At 62.6% G+C, this 16,916-nt stretch carries 15 protein-coding genes; 9 read left to right on the top strand and 6 right to left on the bottom strand.

Features of this window, described 5'->3' with window-relative positions; genetic code table 11:
* Window positions 1-87: 87 nt before the first annotated feature.
* Complete coding sequence (locus HU772_RS20345) at window positions 88-2,340, bottom strand: TonB-dependent receptor (RefSeq protein ID WP_186658733.1); 2,253 nt, start codon at window positions 2,338-2,340, stop codon at window positions 88-90.
* A 225-nt stretch (window positions 2,341-2,565) separates the two neighbouring features.
* On the opposite strand from HU772_RS20345, the gene HU772_RS20340 reads away from it, so the two are divergent.
* From HU772_RS20340 to HU772_RS20330, 3 genes are all read left to right on the top strand, one after another.
* Window positions 2,566-3,246, top strand: coding sequence for a Fe2+-dependent dioxygenase (locus HU772_RS20340; protein ID WP_186658731.1), 681 nt, complete (start codon window positions 2,566-2,568; stop codon window positions 3,244-3,246).
* A gap of 3 nt (window positions 3,247-3,249) precedes the next feature.
* Window positions 3,250-4,002 (top strand): tetratricopeptide repeat protein, encoded by a 753-nt coding sequence (locus tag HU772_RS20335; protein WP_186658729.1) that lies wholly within the window; start codon window positions 3,250-3,252, stop codon window positions 4,000-4,002.
* A 97-nt stretch (window positions 4,003-4,099) separates the two neighbouring features.
* Entirely contained in the window at window positions 4,100-4,645 is a 546-nt protein-coding gene (locus HU772_RS20330) for a hypothetical protein (protein ID WP_186658727.1), read from the top strand.
* A 78-nt stretch (window positions 4,646-4,723) separates the two neighbouring features.
* Here the strand turns inward: HU772_RS20330 and HU772_RS20325 are convergent, their stop codons facing one another.
* Entirely contained in the window at window positions 4,724-5,887 is a 1,164-nt protein-coding gene (locus HU772_RS20325) for a type III PLP-dependent enzyme (protein ID WP_186658725.1), read from the bottom strand.
* A gap of 612 nt (window positions 5,888-6,499) precedes the next feature.
* Between HU772_RS20325 and HU772_RS20320 the strand changes: the two genes are divergently transcribed.
* From HU772_RS20320 to HU772_RS20310, 3 genes are all read left to right on the top strand, one after another.
* Window positions 6,500-6,985 carry a sigma-70 family RNA polymerase sigma factor gene (locus HU772_RS20320; protein WP_186658722.1) on the top strand — a complete coding sequence of 162 codons (486 nt, stop codon included), beginning with the start codon at window positions 6,500-6,502 and terminating at the stop codon, window positions 6,983-6,985.
* Window positions 6,986-7,002: 17 nt separating this feature from the next.
* Window positions 7,003-7,965 carry a FecR family protein gene (locus HU772_RS20315; RefSeq protein WP_186658719.1) on the top strand — a complete coding sequence of 321 codons (963 nt, stop codon included), beginning with the start codon at window positions 7,003-7,005 and terminating at the stop codon, window positions 7,963-7,965.
* Window positions 7,966-8,072: 107 nt separating this feature from the next.
* A complete protein-coding gene (locus HU772_RS20310; RefSeq protein ID WP_186658716.1) occupies window positions 8,073-10,490 on the top strand; it encodes a TonB-dependent siderophore receptor in 2,418 nt (805 codons plus the stop codon).
* Between the two features lie 115 nt (window positions 10,491-10,605).
* Here HU772_RS20310 and HU772_RS20305 read toward each other — a convergent pair whose 3' ends face one another.
* The 4 genes from HU772_RS20305 to HU772_RS20290 are packed head-to-tail and all read right to left on the bottom strand — an operon-like array spanning window position 10,606 to window position 14,021.
* Window positions 10,606-11,763: an osmoprotectant ABC transporter ATP-binding protein OsmV gene (locus HU772_RS20305; protein ID WP_186658714.1), complete on the bottom strand. Its 1,158-nt coding sequence runs from the start codon at window positions 11,761-11,763 to the stop codon at window positions 10,606-10,608.
* Window positions 11,760-12,413: an ABC transporter permease gene (locus HU772_RS20300; protein WP_186658711.1), complete on the bottom strand. Its 654-nt coding sequence runs from the start codon at window positions 12,411-12,413 to the stop codon at window positions 11,760-11,762. The genes HU772_RS20305 and HU772_RS20300 overlap by 4 nt, the downstream gene beginning before the upstream one ends.
* The gene (locus HU772_RS20295) at window positions 12,410-13,321 is read right to left on the bottom strand and encodes a glycine betaine ABC transporter substrate-binding protein (protein WP_186658708.1); all 912 of its coding nucleotides are present in this window, start codon (window positions 13,319-13,321) and stop codon (window positions 12,410-12,412) included. The genes HU772_RS20300 and HU772_RS20295 overlap by 4 nt, the downstream gene beginning before the upstream one ends.
* A 13-nt stretch (window positions 13,322-13,334) precedes the next feature.
* A complete protein-coding gene (locus HU772_RS20290; RefSeq protein ID WP_186659035.1) occupies window positions 13,335-14,021 on the bottom strand; it encodes an ABC transporter permease in 687 nt (228 codons plus the stop codon).
* Between the two features lie 381 nt (window positions 14,022-14,402).
* On the opposite strand from HU772_RS20290, the gene HU772_RS20285 reads away from it, so the two are divergent.
* From HU772_RS20285 to HU772_RS20275, 3 genes are all read left to right on the top strand, one after another.
* Window positions 14,403-14,786: a type II toxin-antitoxin system RelE/ParE family toxin gene (locus HU772_RS20285; protein ID WP_367617150.1), complete on the top strand. Its 384-nt coding sequence runs from the start codon at window positions 14,403-14,405 to the stop codon at window positions 14,784-14,786.
* A gap of 3 nt (window positions 14,787-14,789) precedes the next feature.
* Complete coding sequence (locus HU772_RS20280; RefSeq protein WP_186658705.1) at window positions 14,790-15,119, top strand: helix-turn-helix domain-containing protein; 330 nt, start codon at window positions 14,790-14,792, stop codon at window positions 15,117-15,119.
* Window positions 15,120-15,229: 110 nt separating this feature from the next.
* Entirely contained in the window at window positions 15,230-16,813 is a 1,584-nt protein-coding gene (locus HU772_RS20275) for a peptide chain release factor 3 (protein WP_166883726.1), read from the top strand.
* The last annotated feature ends 103 nt before the right edge of the window (window positions 16,814-16,916 follow it).

The following is a 16,916-nucleotide window of genomic DNA, read 5'->3' as shown; positions in this document are numbered from 1 at the left end:
GTCTGGCCGCCTGGTGCGCGGCGTGCATTATGCCTTGATATGCGAAAGCCCCGTTCATGGGGATGAACGGGGCTTGGGTGCCAGCCTTTAGAAGTGGAAGCTGGTGGTCAGCAATGCCGTGCGGCCTGCCGCCTGGTTGGCGAAGTGGGCGGCGTAGGCCTTGTCGTAGTAAACCTCGTTGGTGAGGTTTTGCACGTTCAGCTGCAGGTCGATGTTCTTGGTCAGCTTGTAGGCGGCCATGGCGTCATAGCGTACGTAGGACGGTACGTAGACGGTGTTGTTCAGGTCACCCCAGACTTCGTCGACATAGAACGCGCCGCCGCCGAGGGTGAATCGATCGGTGACTGCGTAGGTGGTCCACAGGCTGAAGCTGTTCTTCGGCGTGTTGGGCAGTTCGTTGCCTTTGGCCGGGTTGGCGCCACCGGTCAGCTTGCCGTTGCGGTCACCGGCCTGGCCTGGGTCGACGGCCTCGCTCTTGAGGTAGCTGTAACCGGCGAACACTTGCCACTTGTCGGTGATCTTGCCGCTGGCGCCCAGTTCGAAACCGTCGACGCGGGTGGTGCCCGAGTTGGCGTAGGTGCCGTTGTCCACCAGGACGCGGGTGTTCTCTTTCTCGGTGCGGAAGATCGCGGCGGTCAGCGCCAGGCGGTCGTGGAACAGGTCCCACTTGGTGCCGATTTCATAGTTCTTGGTGGTTTCTGGTTCCAGGTCGCTCTTGATTGTGCTGTTGCCCGGGGTATATGGGTTGGTATCGACACCATCGACCACGCCGCCTGGCGGGGTCGCCGAGGTGGCGAACGACGCATAGATCGAGCCGTTTTCAGCTGGTTTCCATACCAAGCCTGCTTGCCAGCTCCAGAAGTTCGTGTCGTTGGTGGCCTTGCCGGTGGTGGTGCTGTCGGCCTTGGTACGGAACGAATCGTAGCGGGTGCCGAGGTTCAACAGCCACTGTGGGTCGAGCTCGATGGTGTCGAACACATAGGCGGCGCGGGTGGTGGACTCGGTGTCGGTCACGGTCGCGTAGTCGCGGGTGATCGAGCCGGTCCACGGATCGTTTGGCGTCGGGTTCGACAGCGAGGTACAGGTCGGCGCGCTGCCTGGATTGCAGGTCAGTTTGCTGTTGGGGTTGACGTTGTAGCGGCTGACCATGGTGTCTTCGCGGGTGAACTCGATACCGGTCGAGTAGCTGTGCTTGAAGCCCAGGGCCTGGAAGTCACCATACAGGTCGGTCTGGTTGGTGGTAGTGCTGGTGTTGCTGATGCGCGAGTTGGCCCGGCGCCAGACGGTGCCGAACTGGCTGACGTTGTGGGCGCTGTCGTCTGGCTGGGTCAGGACGTAGTCTTGGCTGGTGTTGCCGTGGCGCAGGGTATTCTTGATGGTCATCGAGTCGTTGATGTCGTGCTCGACGGCGAAGGTGCTGATGTCGGCGCGGGTCTTGCGGAAGTCGCGGTCCTTCAACCCATAGAAGTTGTCGCTGTCACCACCGTCGGTGGGCTTGTCGTGCTTGTGCGGGGCGCTCGCGCCGGCGATCTTGTAGCCGTATGGAATGCCCGAATCCGGCAGGTCGTCGCTTTCCATATGGTAGTAGTTCAGGTTGACCCGGGTCGGCGTGCCGAGGCCGAAGGTCACCGAAGGCGCGACACCCCAGCGGTCGTAGTTGACCGAGTCGCGACCGGCGACGTTCTGCTCGTGGCTCATCAGGTTGAGGCGGAACGCGGCCGTGTCGAGGAATTGGCGGTTGACGTCGAGGGTGTAGCGACGGGTCTGGTCCGAGCCGTAGGTGAAGCCGCCGTTGAGGAAGTCTTCCTGTTTGGGCGCCTTGCTCACCAGGTTGAGGGTACCACCGGCACCACCACGTCCGCCGACCGCCGAGTTTGGCCCCTTGCTGACTTCGATGGATTCGACGGCGAAGATTTCGCGGGTCTGCGCGCCGGTATCACGGACGCCGTCCAGGAAGGTGTCGCCCTGGGCATCGAAACCACGAATGAACGGGCGATCACCTTGCGGGTTGCCGCCTTCGCCCGCGCCAAAGGTAATGCCGGGCACGGTGCGCAGGGCGTCCTGCAGGGACACGGCGCCGGTGTCCTTGAGTACCTGTTGTGGGACCACGGTGACCGAGCGCGGAGTGTCCACCAACGGTGCGGTGTATTTCTGCGAAGAGGCCTTTTCGACCTTGTACTCGGTGTTCGCTTCGGCCTTGCCGTTGACGCTGGTGGCGTCGAGGGTGACGGCGTTGCTGGCGGCGGGATCCGCGGCATAGGCGGAAGTGGCGGTGATTGCCATGCCAATGGCGGAAACGAGCAGGCGTGGTGAACTCACAGCGGTTGGCACGTGACGCATGGTGATGGACCTTCCCCAAGGTATGAAGGCCGCGGATGATAATGTAAGCGAATGTAAGGAACAATTGAGAAGCGTTACCATTCGCTATAAATTTACATTCTTTACAATTTCACCTTACGGTTTTTAAGGTGTCATACGTCGTGGATCAATGTCGGGGGCTTGTCCTACGTAAAAGGTAATCAATATCATTGCCGCCTCACTCCTCGCGCATCAGGTGCCGCTGTCATGCTGCTTCACATTCCCGGGCTGTTCGACGCCGACGAAATCCTGCGCATTCGCCAGGCCCTGGAGCAGGCCGACTGGGCCGACGGCAAGGTCACCGCGGGCTATCAGTCGGCCAAGGCCAAGCACAACCTGCAACTGCCCGAGGGCCATGCGCTGGCCAAGGAAATCGGCGGCGCGTTGATCGATCGCCTGTGGCGCAACCCGCTGTTCATGTCGGCGGCATTGCCGCACAAGGTGTTCCCGCCGCTGGTCAACTGCTACCGCGAGGGCGGCAGCTTCGACTTTCATATCGACAATGCCCTGCGCCAGCCCAAGGGCAGCGCCGAGCGGGTGCGTACCGACCTGTCCTCGACCCTGTTCCTGAGCGACCCTGACAGCTACGATGGCGGCGAGCTGGTGATCCAGGACACCTATGGCGTGCAGCAGGTCAAGCTGGCTGCCGGCGACCTGGTGCTGTACCCCGGCAGCAGCCTGCACAAGGTCAACCCGGTTACCCGTGGGGCGCGCTACGCGGCGTTCTTCTGGACCCAGAGCCTGGTGCGCGAGGACAGCCAGCGCACCTTGCTGTTCGAGATGGACAACGCCATTCGCCAGCTCACTGCCGATGTGCCCGAACACCCGTCGCTGCTGCAGCTGACCGGTACCTATCACAACCTGCTGCGCCGCTGGGCCGAGGTCTGAGTCATGTCCTATCAGTTGCGTCGTGAAGAGGTGGTGGACCTGGCCGGGTTACAAGCCATGCTCGAACACAGCCCCGGCCAGGCCGCCCAGGCCATCCTCGCCGCGGCAGGGCAGGGCGTGGTCGAGGCACAGTTGCTGTTGGGGCAGATCCTGCTCGACGGGCGCGGTATCGAGCAGGATGCCGAGGTAGCCCGGCGCTGGTTCCAGATTGCCGCCCAAGGGGGCAATGGCATGGCGCACAACATGCTAGGGCGCTGTCTGGAGCATGGCTGGGGCGGTGCGGTGGACCTGGCCCAGGCGGCCATTCACTACGCGCGAGCGGCCGACAGCGGGCTGGACTGGGGCATGTACAACTTGGGCAACCTGCTGGCCACCGGGCGCGGACTGCCGGCCGATCAGGTCCAGGCGCTGGCCTGCTACGAAAAGGCGGCGCACCTGGGACATGCCAAGTCGATGAACCTTTACGGGCGTTACATTGAACAGGGTATCGCTACTGCTTGCAGCCCGGCACGTGCGCTACGCTGGTACCGGCGCTCCGCCGAGTCCGGCGATTTTCGCGGAATGTTCAGCCTGGCGATGGTGCTGGTCGAGCGGGGGGAGCTGGAGGCGGCGGGCCGGTGGCTCGACAAGGCGCGATTGTCGGGCAATGGCAACTTCCTGCGTTCGGCCTTGGCGTCCTTGCAGGCGGCGGGGCCGATGATGACCACTCACGCGCTTGCCTATGCACAGGCGTTGAAAGCGAGCGACCCCCTGTAGGAAGCCTGACCTTCTGCACGTGCGATTCGGTTCTCGAGAACATGGCGCTGCAGGCCTGGTGCCTGCGTCATGATTTCAGACTGAAGAGGCACTACAAATGAAGTACGTACAAGCACGCTCGTTCATCGGCAGATTGTCGTCGATGATGCCCGGCAAAGAAGGTATTCTCGACTCGGTTGAGTGGGATACCGGAGCCAGCGTTCGCAAGAACAACTGGCTGACATTGAGCTCCAATTGGTCGGTAGCGCACCAGCAACGTTTCTGGTTCGGCTATTACGAAGGCAAAGATCCTGGGTATGTGATCAGAACCGTTAGGATCGAAGACAGCGATGACTATTTCAGCCCCTGGGACCTCAGCCGCAATGGCTATGTCGGTTATTACCCGACTTCCAAGAACCCTGTGCGCTGGCGTATTTGGAACGATGGGCAGGCGCTCGGCCTTCCGCTTGCTGGCCGCTCCGAGAAAATTACGATTGCAGCAGTCGGCAGCACGTTCCTGGGTATTCGTAACCGGCCGTCCTACGAGGAGCAATTCGTACAGGCAGGGGCGTCGAACAAGCTGATCATGTGCCTGGACATCGAGCATACGGATGTCCCCGAGTTCAATCATGTCAGCGCGCTCAGCGCATACCGCCGGCGCTGAAGCGACGGGCAGGTACGCCTGATCTCGCCGGTGATTGCTGGCACCTATGAAAACGGGGCCTTGCGGCCCCGTCTTGCATTACAGGTAGTAGGCCTTCAACGGCGGGAAGCCATTGAACTCCACCGCGCTGTAGCTGGTGGTGTAGGCACCGGTCGACAACCAGTACAGACGGTCACCGATGGCCAGGTTCAGCGGCAGGCCGTACTTGTAGTTTTCGTACATGATGTCGGCGCTGTCGCAGGTTGGGCCGGCGATCACCACTTCCTCGGTTTCACCCTTCTTCTCGGTCCAGATCGGGAACTTGATCGCCTCGTCCATGGTTTCGATCAGGCCGGAGAACTTGCCCACGTCGGTGTAGATCCAGCGCTCGACGGCGGTGCGCGACTTGCGCGCGACCAGCACCACTTCGCTGACCAGGATGCCGGCGTTGGCGATCAGCGAGCGGCCAGGCTCGAGGATGATTTCCGGCAGGTCGTCGCCGAAGTCTTCCTTGAGGAAGCGGATGATTTCCTCGGCGTAGGTCTCGAGGCTGTTGGTGCGGGTGATGTAGTTGGCCGGGAAGCCACCGCCCATGTTGATCAGCTTCAGCTCGATGCCGTCTTCTTCCTTCAGGCGCTCGAAGATCACTTTGACCTTGGCGATGGCCGCGTCCCACACGCTGATGTCGCGCTGTTGCGAGCCGACGTGGAAGGAAAGGCCGTAGGGCACCAGGCCCAGGTCGCGGGCGAGGATCAGCAGGTCCATGGCCATGTCGGTCTGGCAGCCGAACTTGCGCGACAGCGGCCAGTCGGCAGTGGTCGAGCCTTCGGTGAGGATGCGCACATAGACCTTCGAACCCGGCGCGGCCTTGGCGATGTTGCGCAGGTCGGCTTCGGAGTCGGTGGCGTACAGGCGCACGCCCTTGTCGTAGAAGTAGCGGATGTCCTTGGACTTCTTGATGGTGTTGCCGTAGCTGATACGGTCGGCGCTGACGCCGCGGCCAAGCACCTTGTCCAGTTCGTAGATCGAGGCGATGTCGAAGCTCGAGCCCTTTTCCTTGAGCAGGTCGATGATCTCGACCGCCGGGTTGGCCTTGACCGCGTAGTAGACCTTGGCGAATTCGAACCCGGCGCGCAGGTCGTCGTAGGCCTGGCTGATCATCTGGGTATCGATGAGTACGAACGGGGTTTCCTGCTTGTCGGCGAACGCCTTCATCTTCTGGAAGGTGTCACGCGCGAAATAGTCTTCGACCTGGATCGACATGCTCGAGGGCTCCATGGGCAAACTGAAAAGGTAAGTGGCAGCACACTGAACGTCCTCCGTATCCCCACTTTGGTTCGCCTACTTCCCAAGGCATGTCGCCGAAAGCAAAAAGGCCAACCGTGCCGGTAAAGGGCGGCGGGTGACCTTGCTGTCTCGTCGTCAGTACTTGAGCCGGATGGATCGTTTCCAGCATGGACGTTCGGCGCGCACTTTAGGGCGTGAAAACCGCAAGATCAACAGGCAAACCCGGTGGTTTCGCCGTGGATCGATGAGCTGTTACCTGAGTAACCGACCCATATGACCGGTAGATGTTCCCCGGGCTCTGGCAAGCGTAAAAAATTGTGGAATGGACCGTGCCGAGCGCTTCGCCGGCAAGCCCTATCCCACAGGGGCGAGCGTTTTTCCGTGGCTGCGGGCTCGCCCGCCAAGGTCCCTGGAGTGTTCATATTTATGGCCACGCCGGGACGCGCGGTTTTTTTTCCAATCAGCCATAAATTTTTTGTTACCAACACCGGAAAATGCCCTTGGTCGGCTCGGGCAAGGGCCGATTGCCGGTATTGATGAGAAACATTACTATTCGCGACCTCATCTGCCTCCCTGACGACCCCGAACGTGTCCGGACACAAAGGCTTCCTCGACCACTACCACGAGCTGATCGGCACCTGGACGCGCAAGTTGCGCAGTCGTCAGCAGGCCGAGGACCTCACCCACGATGCCTTCGTCCGCGTGTTGGAAAACCCGCGCGAGCAGGTCGAGCAGCCCCGCGCCTACCTGCACCAGACCGCACGCAATATCGCGGTGGACGGCTATCGCCGCGAGGACCGGCGCCAGGCCTTGGAGCAGCAGGTCTTCAGCGAGGATGCCGGGGCGCACGACCCGGAGGCCTATGTGCATGCCCTGGAGCTGGCCGACAGGGTCGAGCGGGCCCTGGCTGAGTTGCCACTGAACTGCCGGCGGGTGTTCATCTGGCAGAAACTGGAGGGCCTGACCCAGGCAGAGATCGCCGAGCGCATGGGTTTGACCAAGAACATGGTCGAAAAGTATATGATCCGCACGCTCCGACATCTGCGTGAGCACCTGGATGTGTCGGCCGGATGAGTCAGGAGACCCCATTGATGAAACAGCACGTGCCCGACGCCGTGGGCGAGCAGGCGGCCGCATGGTTCGCCCGGGTCCAGGACGCGCCGCAGGATCGCGCCTTGCAGGTGGCCTTGGAGCAGTGGCTGGCGCTGGACCTGCGGCATGCCGAGGAATACCAGCGCTTGGCGAGCCTGTGGCGGGCGGTCGACTTCATTCCACGTCAGCGCCTGGCAGCCCTGTGCCAGGCCGAGCCGGTACGCCAGTTGCCACGGCGCCGGCTGTTGCGCCAGGCCTTGGCGGCCGGTATCGCGCTGGCCGCGCTGGGGCTGGGCTGGAGCGGTTGGCAGTACCAGCAACTCAATTACCACGACACGCTGAGCACGGTGTTGGGCGAGCGGCGTCAGGTCGAGTTGCCGGACGGTTCGCACCTGGAGCTCAACAGCGCCACGCAGTTGCAGGTGTCGTTCTCCGCAGGTCGCCGCCACGTTCAGCTGAAGGGGGGCGAGGCGATGTTCATCGTTGTCCATGACCAAAGCCGGCCGTTCGTGGTCAGTACCGCGCAGGGCGAGGTGACGGTCACCGGTACCCGTTTCGATGTGCGCCAGGATATGGACAGTACCCGGGTGGCGGTGGAGCAGGGATCGGTGCATGTGCAGGGCGCCGGTGCGTCGCAGGCGCAACTGACGGCCGGGCAGGGCGCGCATATCGACCCGCGGGGCAAGGTCGCCGCGCCCTATGCCATCGATGCCAATGCCCTGACCGCCTGGCGCCATGGCAAGCTGGTGTTCGACAACGCCACGCTTGGCGAGGTGGTGGCCGAAGTCTCGCGCTACCGTGCCCAGCCGTTGCGCGTGGCACCGGGCAAGGTGGCCAACCTGCGCCTGTCGAGCACCTTCAGCGCGGATGATCCTGATGCCTTGTTGCGGGCCTTGCCAAGCATCTTGCCGGTGGCCGTGCGCCAGCACGCGGATGGCTCCAGCGAAATAATCGCGAAATAGATTCAGGTTTTTTTCCGCTCGTTCGTCTTCCCCGCCAGCTGCAACTGCCAAGCATTTACATTTGCATGCAGTTGGCGTTTATCCGACTCTCAGGACCTCTCGAAGACGTGAACAACAATAAGCCCCTTCTCCCGCTGCGCCGAATGGCGCTGGCCCTGGCGGTCAGTGTCGCCGCTGGTCACAGCTACGCCGATACCCTGCAGATCCCGGCCCAGCCTCTGGGCAGTGCCTTGAAGCAACTGGGCCAGCAGTCCAACCTGCAACTGTTCTTCAGCCCGGAACTGGTGGCCGGCAAGCAGGCCCCGGCGGTGTCCGGCGACCTGGCGCCGGAGCAGGCCTTGCAACAACTGCTGCAGGGCAGCGGATTGACCTTCGAGCAGTCCGCCGACACCGTGGTGGTCAAGCCGGCCGCAAGTGCCGGGACCATGACCAGCGGCAGCCTGGAACTGGCCCCCACGGACGTCAAGGTGGTGGGTGACTGGCTCGGCGATGCCGACCAGAGCGTGGTGCAGAACCATCCCGGCGCGCGTACCGTGATCCGTCGCGAGGCCATGGTGGAGCAGGGCGCGATGAACGTGCGCGACGTGCTGCGCGGCATACCGGGTGTGCAGGTGCAGGACTCCAACGGCACCGGTGGCAGCGACCTGTCACTCAACGTTGGCGTGCGTGGCCTGACCTCGCGCCTGTCGCCGCGCTCCACGGTGCTGATCGATGGCATTCCGGCCGCCTTCGCACCCTATGGCCAGCCACAGCTGTCGATGGCACCGATCTCCTCGGGCAACCTCGACAGCATCGATGTGGTCCGTGGCGCCGGCTCCGTGCGCTATGGCCCGCAGAACGTCGGCGGGGTGATCAACTTCGTCACCCGAGCTATCCCCGAGAAGGCCACCGGCGAGCTGTCGACCACGATGGAAACCTCGCGTCATGGTGGCTGGAAACACACCGAGTCGGCCTTCGTCGGTGGCACCGCCGACAACGGCATGGGCGTGGCCTTGCTGTATACCGGGGTCAACGGCAATGGCTACCGTGAGCGCAACAACGGCAACGACATCGACGATGTGATGCTCAAGACCCACTGGGCGCCGACCGACGTCGACGAGTTCTGGCTCAACTTCCACTATTACGACGGGCGCGCCGACATGCCTGGCGGCCTGACCCAGGCCCAGTACGACCACAATCCTTACCAGTCGCTGCGCGACTACGACTACTTCAGCGGCCGACGCAAGGATGTGTCGTTCAAGTGGCTGCGCCAGATCGACGACGCCACCCAGTTCGAGGTGCTGACCTACTACACCGACAGCTTCCGCGGCAGCGCCATCGCCGCCCGCGACATGAAGACCCTGTCGTTCTACCCGCGCAACTACCACACCTTCGCCATCGAGCCGCGGCTGTCGCGGATCTTCTTCGTCGGCCCGACCACCCAGGAAGTCAGCGTCGGCTATCGCTACCTGAAAGAAGCGATGCGAGAGCAGTCCAGCCGCCTGGCCTTGATCGACAACGTGCCCACCGTGACCCCGACTTCCGACGGCCACGTGTTCCAGGACCGCAGCGGCGGCACCGAGGCCAGCGCCTACTACATCGATGACAAGATCGATGTGGGCAATTGGACCATCACCCCGGGCATTCGCTTCGAGCACATCAACACCGACTGGCGCGACCGCCCGGTGCCGGATGCCAACTACCGCACGGTGCCGGAGAAGAACCGCAGCATCACCAGCAACGAGCCGCTGCCGGCACTGAGCGTGATGTACCACCTGTCCGACGCCTGGAAGCTGTTCGCCAACTACGAGACCTCGTTCGGCAGCCTGCAGTACTTCCAGCTCGGCCAGGGAGGCGTTGGCGACAGCACCGCCAACGGCCTGGAGCCGGAGAAGGCCAAGACCTACGAGATCGGCACCCGCTATGACAACGGCCATTGGGCGGGCGAGTTGACCGCGTTCTACATCGACTTCGACGACGAACTGCAGTACATCAGCAACGATGTCGGCTGGACCAACCTGGGGGCGACCAAGCACCAGGGCCTCGAGGCCTCGGTGCGCTACGACCTGGCTGGGCTCGATCCACGCCTGGAAGGGCTGTCGGTCAATGGTGGCTACACCTACACCCGCGCCACCTATGAAGGGGAGATTCCCGGCTTCAAGGGCCGCGACCTGCCGTTCTACTCGCGCCAGGTGGCCACTGCTGGGCTGCGTTACGCCGTCAACCGCTGGACCTGGAACCTCGACGCCTACGCCCAATCCAAGCAGCGCGCGCCGGGTACCGGGATGAACGCCAATGGCAGCTTCAATGGCAACTACATCACCGAGCCGAGTGCCGACGGGCAGTATGGCGATATTCCGGGGTACGTGACCTGGCATGCCCGCGGCGGGTATGACTTCGGGCCGCAGCTGTCGAACCTGAAGCTGGCCGCCGGGGTGAAGAACCTGTTCGACAAGCAGTATTTCACCCGTTCCAGCGACAACAACGCTGGCATCTATGTGGGTGAGCCGCGCACGTTCTATGTGCAGGCCAGTGTAGGGTTCTGAATGGGACCGCTTTGCGGTCCTTTCGCGGCACAAGGCCGCTCCTACAGGAGATCGCATTCCTCTGTAGGAGCGGCCTTGTGCCGCGAAAGGGGCGCACAGCGCCCCCGGCTTTCTATCAGGAGGTCACTGCCTCGGCTGGCGACACAATACTGGTCTTGGCCCCCCGCGATCTGCCCGAGCTCAGGTAGGCCGCAATCGACTCCTGCGTCACCTCCCCCAGGAACACCTGCTCACCATCCAGCACCGGCAACCATGCGCGGTTGAACTCGTACATCCGTGACAGCAGGATGCGCAGATGCTCGTCATGCGCCGCCGTGGCATTGAACGGCCGCAGGAAATCCCCGCACGTCCCCTGCTGGCGGTGCATGTCGCGCCGACGCACATAGCCCAGCGCCTTGTTCTGCCCATCGGTGACCACCACGTAGCGCCGGTCATGCTCGTCCAGCAGTTCCAGCGCGTCGCTCACCGGCGTTTCCGGGCTCACCGATGGCGCGTTGTCGGCGGCGTCCTCGGCACGTACCAACAGCAGGCGTTTGAGCGTGCTGTCCTGGCCAACGAAATTGCTGACGAAGTCGTCCACCGGATGTGCCAGCAGGGTATCGGGATGGTCGAGCTGCAGCAGCTTGCCGGCGCGGAAGATGGCGATCTTGTCGCCGAGCTTGATCGCTTCGTCGATGTCGTGGCTGACCATGATCACGGTCTTGTTCAGGGCCCGCTGCATCTCGAAGAATTCGTTCTGGATCATCTCGCGGTTGATCGGGTCGACGGCGCCGAAGGGTTCGTCCATCAACAGCAGCGGTGCTTCTGCCGCGAGTGCGCGGATCACGCCGATCCGCTGCTGCTGGCCCCCGGACAACTCGCGAGGGTAGCGCTGCAGGTATTGCTTGGGCTCGAGCTTGATCATGCTCATCAGCTCGCGGGCGCGCTCGTGGCAGCGCTGCTTGTCCCAGCCCAGCAGGCGCGGGACCACGGTGATGTTCTCTTCGATGGTCATGTTGGGGAACAGGCCGATCTGCTGGATCACATAGCCGATGTGCCGACGCAGGGTGACTTCGTCCAGGCCGCTGGTGTCCTCGCCATTGATGAACACCTGGCCCGAGGTCGGGGTGATCAGCCGGTTGATCATCTTCAGCGTGGTGCTCTTGCCGCAGCCCGAGGGGCCGAGGAACACGCAGATTTCGCCTTCATTGACGGTGAGGCTTACCGAGTCAACGGCTTTGACGTCCTTGCCGTTGACGTTGAAGGTCTTGCTGAGGTTCTTCAATTCGATCATGAGCGCAGTCCTTCCGGAGTCAGGGCACGTTGCAGGATTTGCAGCAGCAGGTCGGCGATGATCGCCAGCAGGCTGACCAGCACGGCGCCGACCAGCAGCATCGACATGTCGCTGCGGCTGATGGCGGTGAGGATCAGCACGCCGAGGCCACCGGCGCCGATGGTGGCGGCGATGGTCATCACACCGATGTTCATCACCACGGCGGTGCGCACCCCGGCGAGGATCACCGGCACGGCGATGGGCAGCTCGACCATGCGCAGGCGCTGGCCGAAGGTCATGCCGATGCCTCGGGCAGCCTCGCGTATGCCGGGTTCGACGTTGGTCAGGGCCAGGTAGGTGTTGCGCAGGATCGGCAGCAGCGAATAGAGGAACACCGCGGTGATCGCCGGCAGTGGGCCTAGGCCTTGGCCGAACTTGGAATAGAACGGCAGCAGCAGGCCGAACAGGGCGATGGATGGAATGGTCAGCAGCACGGTGGCGCTGGCCTGCAGGGGGCCGGCGAACACCGGGAAGCGAGTCATCAGGATGCCTAGCGGCACGCCGACGACGATGGCCAGGCCCACGGCGACGCCGACCAGGGTGATGTGCTGCCCAGTCAGTTGCAGGACCTGGGCCCAGTCGAGGTGGGCGAAGGTGTCGAGCAGGTTCATGGCTGTACCTCGCCGAGTGGATGCTCACGCAGGAAGGTGGCGGCCACGACCGCCGGGCTCTGGTGCTCGACATCGACCTTGGCGTTGAGCTGGCGCATGGTCTGGTCGTCCAGTCGTTCGGCCAGCGGCTTGAGCAGGTCGGCCAGTTGCGGATGAGCGTCGAGTACCGCCTGGCGCAGCACGGGGGCGGCGGTGTAGTCGGGGAAGTAGTGCTTGTCGTCGTCCAGCAGCTTGAGGTCGAAGGCGTCCAGGCGGCCGTCGGTGGTGTACACCAACCCGGCGAACACCTGGTTATTGCGCATCGCGGTGTACACCAGGCCGCCGTCCATCTGGCGGATATTGCGCCGATCCAGCGGCAGGCCGTACAGCTCACGCAGGCCGACCAGGCCATCGGGACGATTGGCGAACTCGGTGTCCAGCGCGACCAGGTGCTTGCGCTGCTGCTCGTCATGCAGCACCTGGTTGAGGTCGCTGATCGAGTTGATCTGCGGATAGGCCGTGGCGACCGCCTTGGGCAGGCCCAGGGCGTAGGTGTTGCTGAACCGTGACGGTGTCAGCCAGACCAGGCCCTTCTGCGCATCCAGTGCCTTGACCCGGGCGTAGGTGGCCGCGGCATTGGGCATGCGCTCGTCGACATGGTTGTACGACACCAGCGAGACCCCGGTGTATTCCCACATCAGGTCGAGCTGGCCGGTTTCCTGGGCCTGGCGGGCGATATTGCTGCCAAGGCCGGAGGTGACCCGCACCTCGAAGCCGTTGGCGCGCAGGTACTGGGCGGTGATTTCGGCGAGCACGGTCTGTTCGGTGAACACCCGGGCGCCGATGCGGATCAGCGGTTTTTCCATGGCCTGGGCTAAGCCTGCGCAAAGCAGGGCCGCGCCCAGGAGCAAGGCGATTGTCTTCTTCATCGTTTGCCTCTTGTTATCGGGCCAGGCCAGCTTCCAGCCAGCGCTTGCTGGCGACACTCACCAGCGCGTCGAGCGCCAGGGCCAGCAGCGCGGTGCACGCGGCACCCAGCAACAGCTGCGGCTGGTTGTTCAGGGCGATGCCGGGGAAGATCAGGCTGCCCAGGCTGTTGGCGCCGATCAGGAACGCCAGGGGCGCGGTGCCGACGTTCAGCGCCAGGGCCACGCGCACGCCGCCGACAATGATCGGCATGGCATTGGGCAGCTCCACTTGCCACAACTGCTGGCGCGGGGTCATGCCGATACCGGTGGCGGCTTCCTTGAGCGAGGCGGGGACGTTTTTCAGGCCTTCGTAGGTGTTGCGCACGATGGGCAGCAGGGAGGCGAGGAACAGCGCGAAGATCGCAGGGCCGGCGCCGATGCCCAGGATACTCAGGGCGATGGCCAGGACGGCCAGGGGAGGGATGGTGTTGCCTACGTTGAAAAACTGCATGAAGCGTTCGGCTTTGTCGACCCTGTGCGGTCGACTCAAGGCAATGCCGGCAGGGATGCCCACGGCCAACGCCGCCGCCATCGAAGCCAGCACCAGAACCAGGTGCGCTTGCAGGTAGAACCCAAGATCGTCGCGATAGCGGGCGATCGTGTCGATGCCGATCCAGTGGACCAGCAGGGCCAGGATGACGAGCACGGCGGCCCATCCCATCAGCCCTTTTCCGTAGCGTGCAGCCACAGGCGGACTCCTTTTTTATAGTCGGCGATCACACCCCCGTGCGGCCGGCCATTCCTGGCGGCGGGCAGCGTGATCGCGAGTAGCAGCCCGATGCGCGGCATCAGGCCATGAGCCGAACCCCGTCGGGCTCGTGAAGCAGGTGAAACCAGCCCTGAACCGAAGCGGGTTGCAGGGGAGTGGACGTCTCCGTGGGGGTAAAGGTTCCCATCTGGCGCGGCATTTGGCCAGTGCTAATCACTGGGCTGTAGGAATTTTCACGCGAAAAACAAGCGTAGATATTACGTTGAGGCGTTGAAGTACCTGCTATCGAGGCGTTTCACAGATGTTCAGAATTTCTTCTCGAATCATCTTGGTATGCGCTTGAGGGAATATTCCCTTAGAGGTATTTTAATGCGGTGGTCAATTGGAATGTGCCGAGAGTTCAGCGCTGAACTGCAAGCGCTGACCAAGGTAGTCCAGGATGAATTGCTGGCTCAGCTTCATCTGCTCAAGCATTTTGGCCCCGCATTGGGTCGTCCACATGTGGACACGCTGAAGGGCTCGAGGCATTCGAACATGAAAGAGTTGAGGTTCAACGCAGATGGTGGGGTATGGCGAGTCGCATTCGCTTTCGACCGTTCGCGCGCTGCATTGTTGCTCGTCGCGGGAGACAAGGCTGGCATCAGTGAGCGCAGATTTTATGGAAACCTGATTACCCGTGCCGATGAACGGTTTGATCGACATTTGTCCAGAGGTTGAAAAATGTACAAGACGCTTGAAGACGTGATGAGCGAGCTGACGCCTGAGCGCAGGGCCAGAATCGAAGAGCGTGGTCGCGAACTGATTCGTGAGGAAATGACGCTTCAGGCCTTGCGTAAACAACTCGAGATCACCCAGGAAAGCATGGCCGAGCGCCTGGACGTTCGTCAGGGCAATGTTTCCAGGTTTGAGAACCGTAGCGATATGTTGATCTCTACGTTGCGTGACTATCTGGAAGCCATGGGCGCAAGATTGGAGCTGGTCGCTCATCTGCCTGGCCGAGCCCCGATAACCATCGAGGGGCTTGCTGGCGATTCGCATATCGATGGTTAAGCAATGCGGCAGGGGCGAACTGGGTCGAGCCGTTGGGGCTTGTTTTGGCCTGTCGCCCGACTTCAGGTATGATATCGCCCCTTTTTGAATCCCCAGTCAGGCGATTTCCCATGACCAACCAGGCCGCCGAAGTCGCGAAGCGCCGCACTTTCGCAATCATTTCCCACCCCGACGCCGGTAAGACCACCATCACCGAGAAGCTCCTGCTGATGGGCAAGGCGATCTCCGTCGCGGGGACCGTGAAGTCGCGCAAGTCCGACCGCCACGCGACCTCCGACTGGATGGAAATGGAGAAGCAGCGCGGCATCTCCATCACCACCTCGGTGATGCAGTTCCCCTACCGCGAGCACATGATCAACCTGCTCGACACCCCCGGCCACGAGGACTTCTCGGAAGACACCTACCGCACCCTGACCGCGGTGGACTCGGCGCTGATGGTGCTCGACGGCGGTAAAGGTGTAGAGCCACGGACCATCGCCCTGATGGACGTGTGCCGCCTGCGTGACACACCAATCGTCAGCTTCATCAACAAACTCGACCGTGACATCCGCGACCCGATCGAACTGCTCGACGAAATCGAGGCGGTGTTGAAGATCAAGGCCGCGCCGATCACCTGGCCAATCGGGTGCTACCGCGACTTCAAGGGCGTGTACCACCTCACCGGCGACTACATCATCGTCTACACCCCGGGCCACGGCCACGAGCGCACCGAGGCCAAGATCATCCAGAAGCTGGATTCCGACGAGGCCCGCGCGCACCTGGGCGACCAGTACGACAGCTTCGTCGAACAGCTGGAGCTGGTGCAGGGCGCCTGCCATGAGTTCGACCAGGACGAGTTCATCAACGGCCAGCTGACCCCGGTGTTCTTCGGTACTGCCCTGGGCAACTTCGGTGTCGACCATGTACTCGACGCGGTCGTCGACTGGGCACCGCGCCCGCTGGGCCGGGTCGCCCACGAGCGGACCGTGGAACCGGTGGAAGAGAAGTTCACCGGCTTCGTGTTCAAGATCCAGGCGAACATGGACCCGAAACACCGCGACCGCATCGCCTTCATGCGCATCTGCTCGGGCAAGTACGAGAAAGGCATGAAGATGCGCCATGTGCGCCTGAACAAGGACCTGCGCATCGGCGACGCGCTGACGTTCTTCTCCTCCGAGCGTGAACAGCTCGAAGAAGCCTTCGCCGGCGACATCATCGGCCTGCACAACCATGGCACTATCCAGATCGGCGACACCTTCACCGAAGGCGAGGCGCTGGGCTTCACCGGCATCCCGCACTTCGCCCCGGAGCTGTTCCGTCGCGTGCGCCTGAAGGACCCGCTGAAATCCAAGCAACTGCGCCAGGGCCTGCAACAGCTGGCCGAAGAGGGCGCGACCCAGGTGTTCTTCCCCGAACGCAGCAACGACATCATCCTCGGTGCGGTCGGTGTGCTGCAGTTCGACGTGGTCGCCAGCCGCCTGAAGGAAGAGTACAAGGTCGAGTGCGCCTATGAGCCGATCACCGTCTGGTCGGCGCGTTGGATTGCCTGCGACGACAAGAAGAAGCTCGAGGAATTCCAGAACAAGGCCATGGAGAACCTGGCCATCGACGGTGGCGGTCACCTGACCTACCTGGCGCCGACCCGGGTCAACCTGTCGTTGATGGAAGAGCGCTGGCCGGACATCAAGTTCCGCGCGACCCGCGAGCATCACTGACAGCAGTAACAAGTTTCAAGCTGCAAGCTACAAGAAAAAGCGGGTTCGCATTGGCCCGCTTTTTTCTTGCCGCTTGCAGCTTGAGGCTTTGCAACTGACGAAT

It is taken from the genome of Pseudomonas xantholysinigenes (assembly GCF_014268885.2).
In the GTDB taxonomy this organism is placed as follows: Bacteria; Pseudomonadota; Gammaproteobacteria; order Pseudomonadales; family Pseudomonadaceae; genus Aquipseudomonas; species Aquipseudomonas xantholysinigenes.
This window is presented reverse-complemented; position numbering and strand designations above follow the sequence as displayed.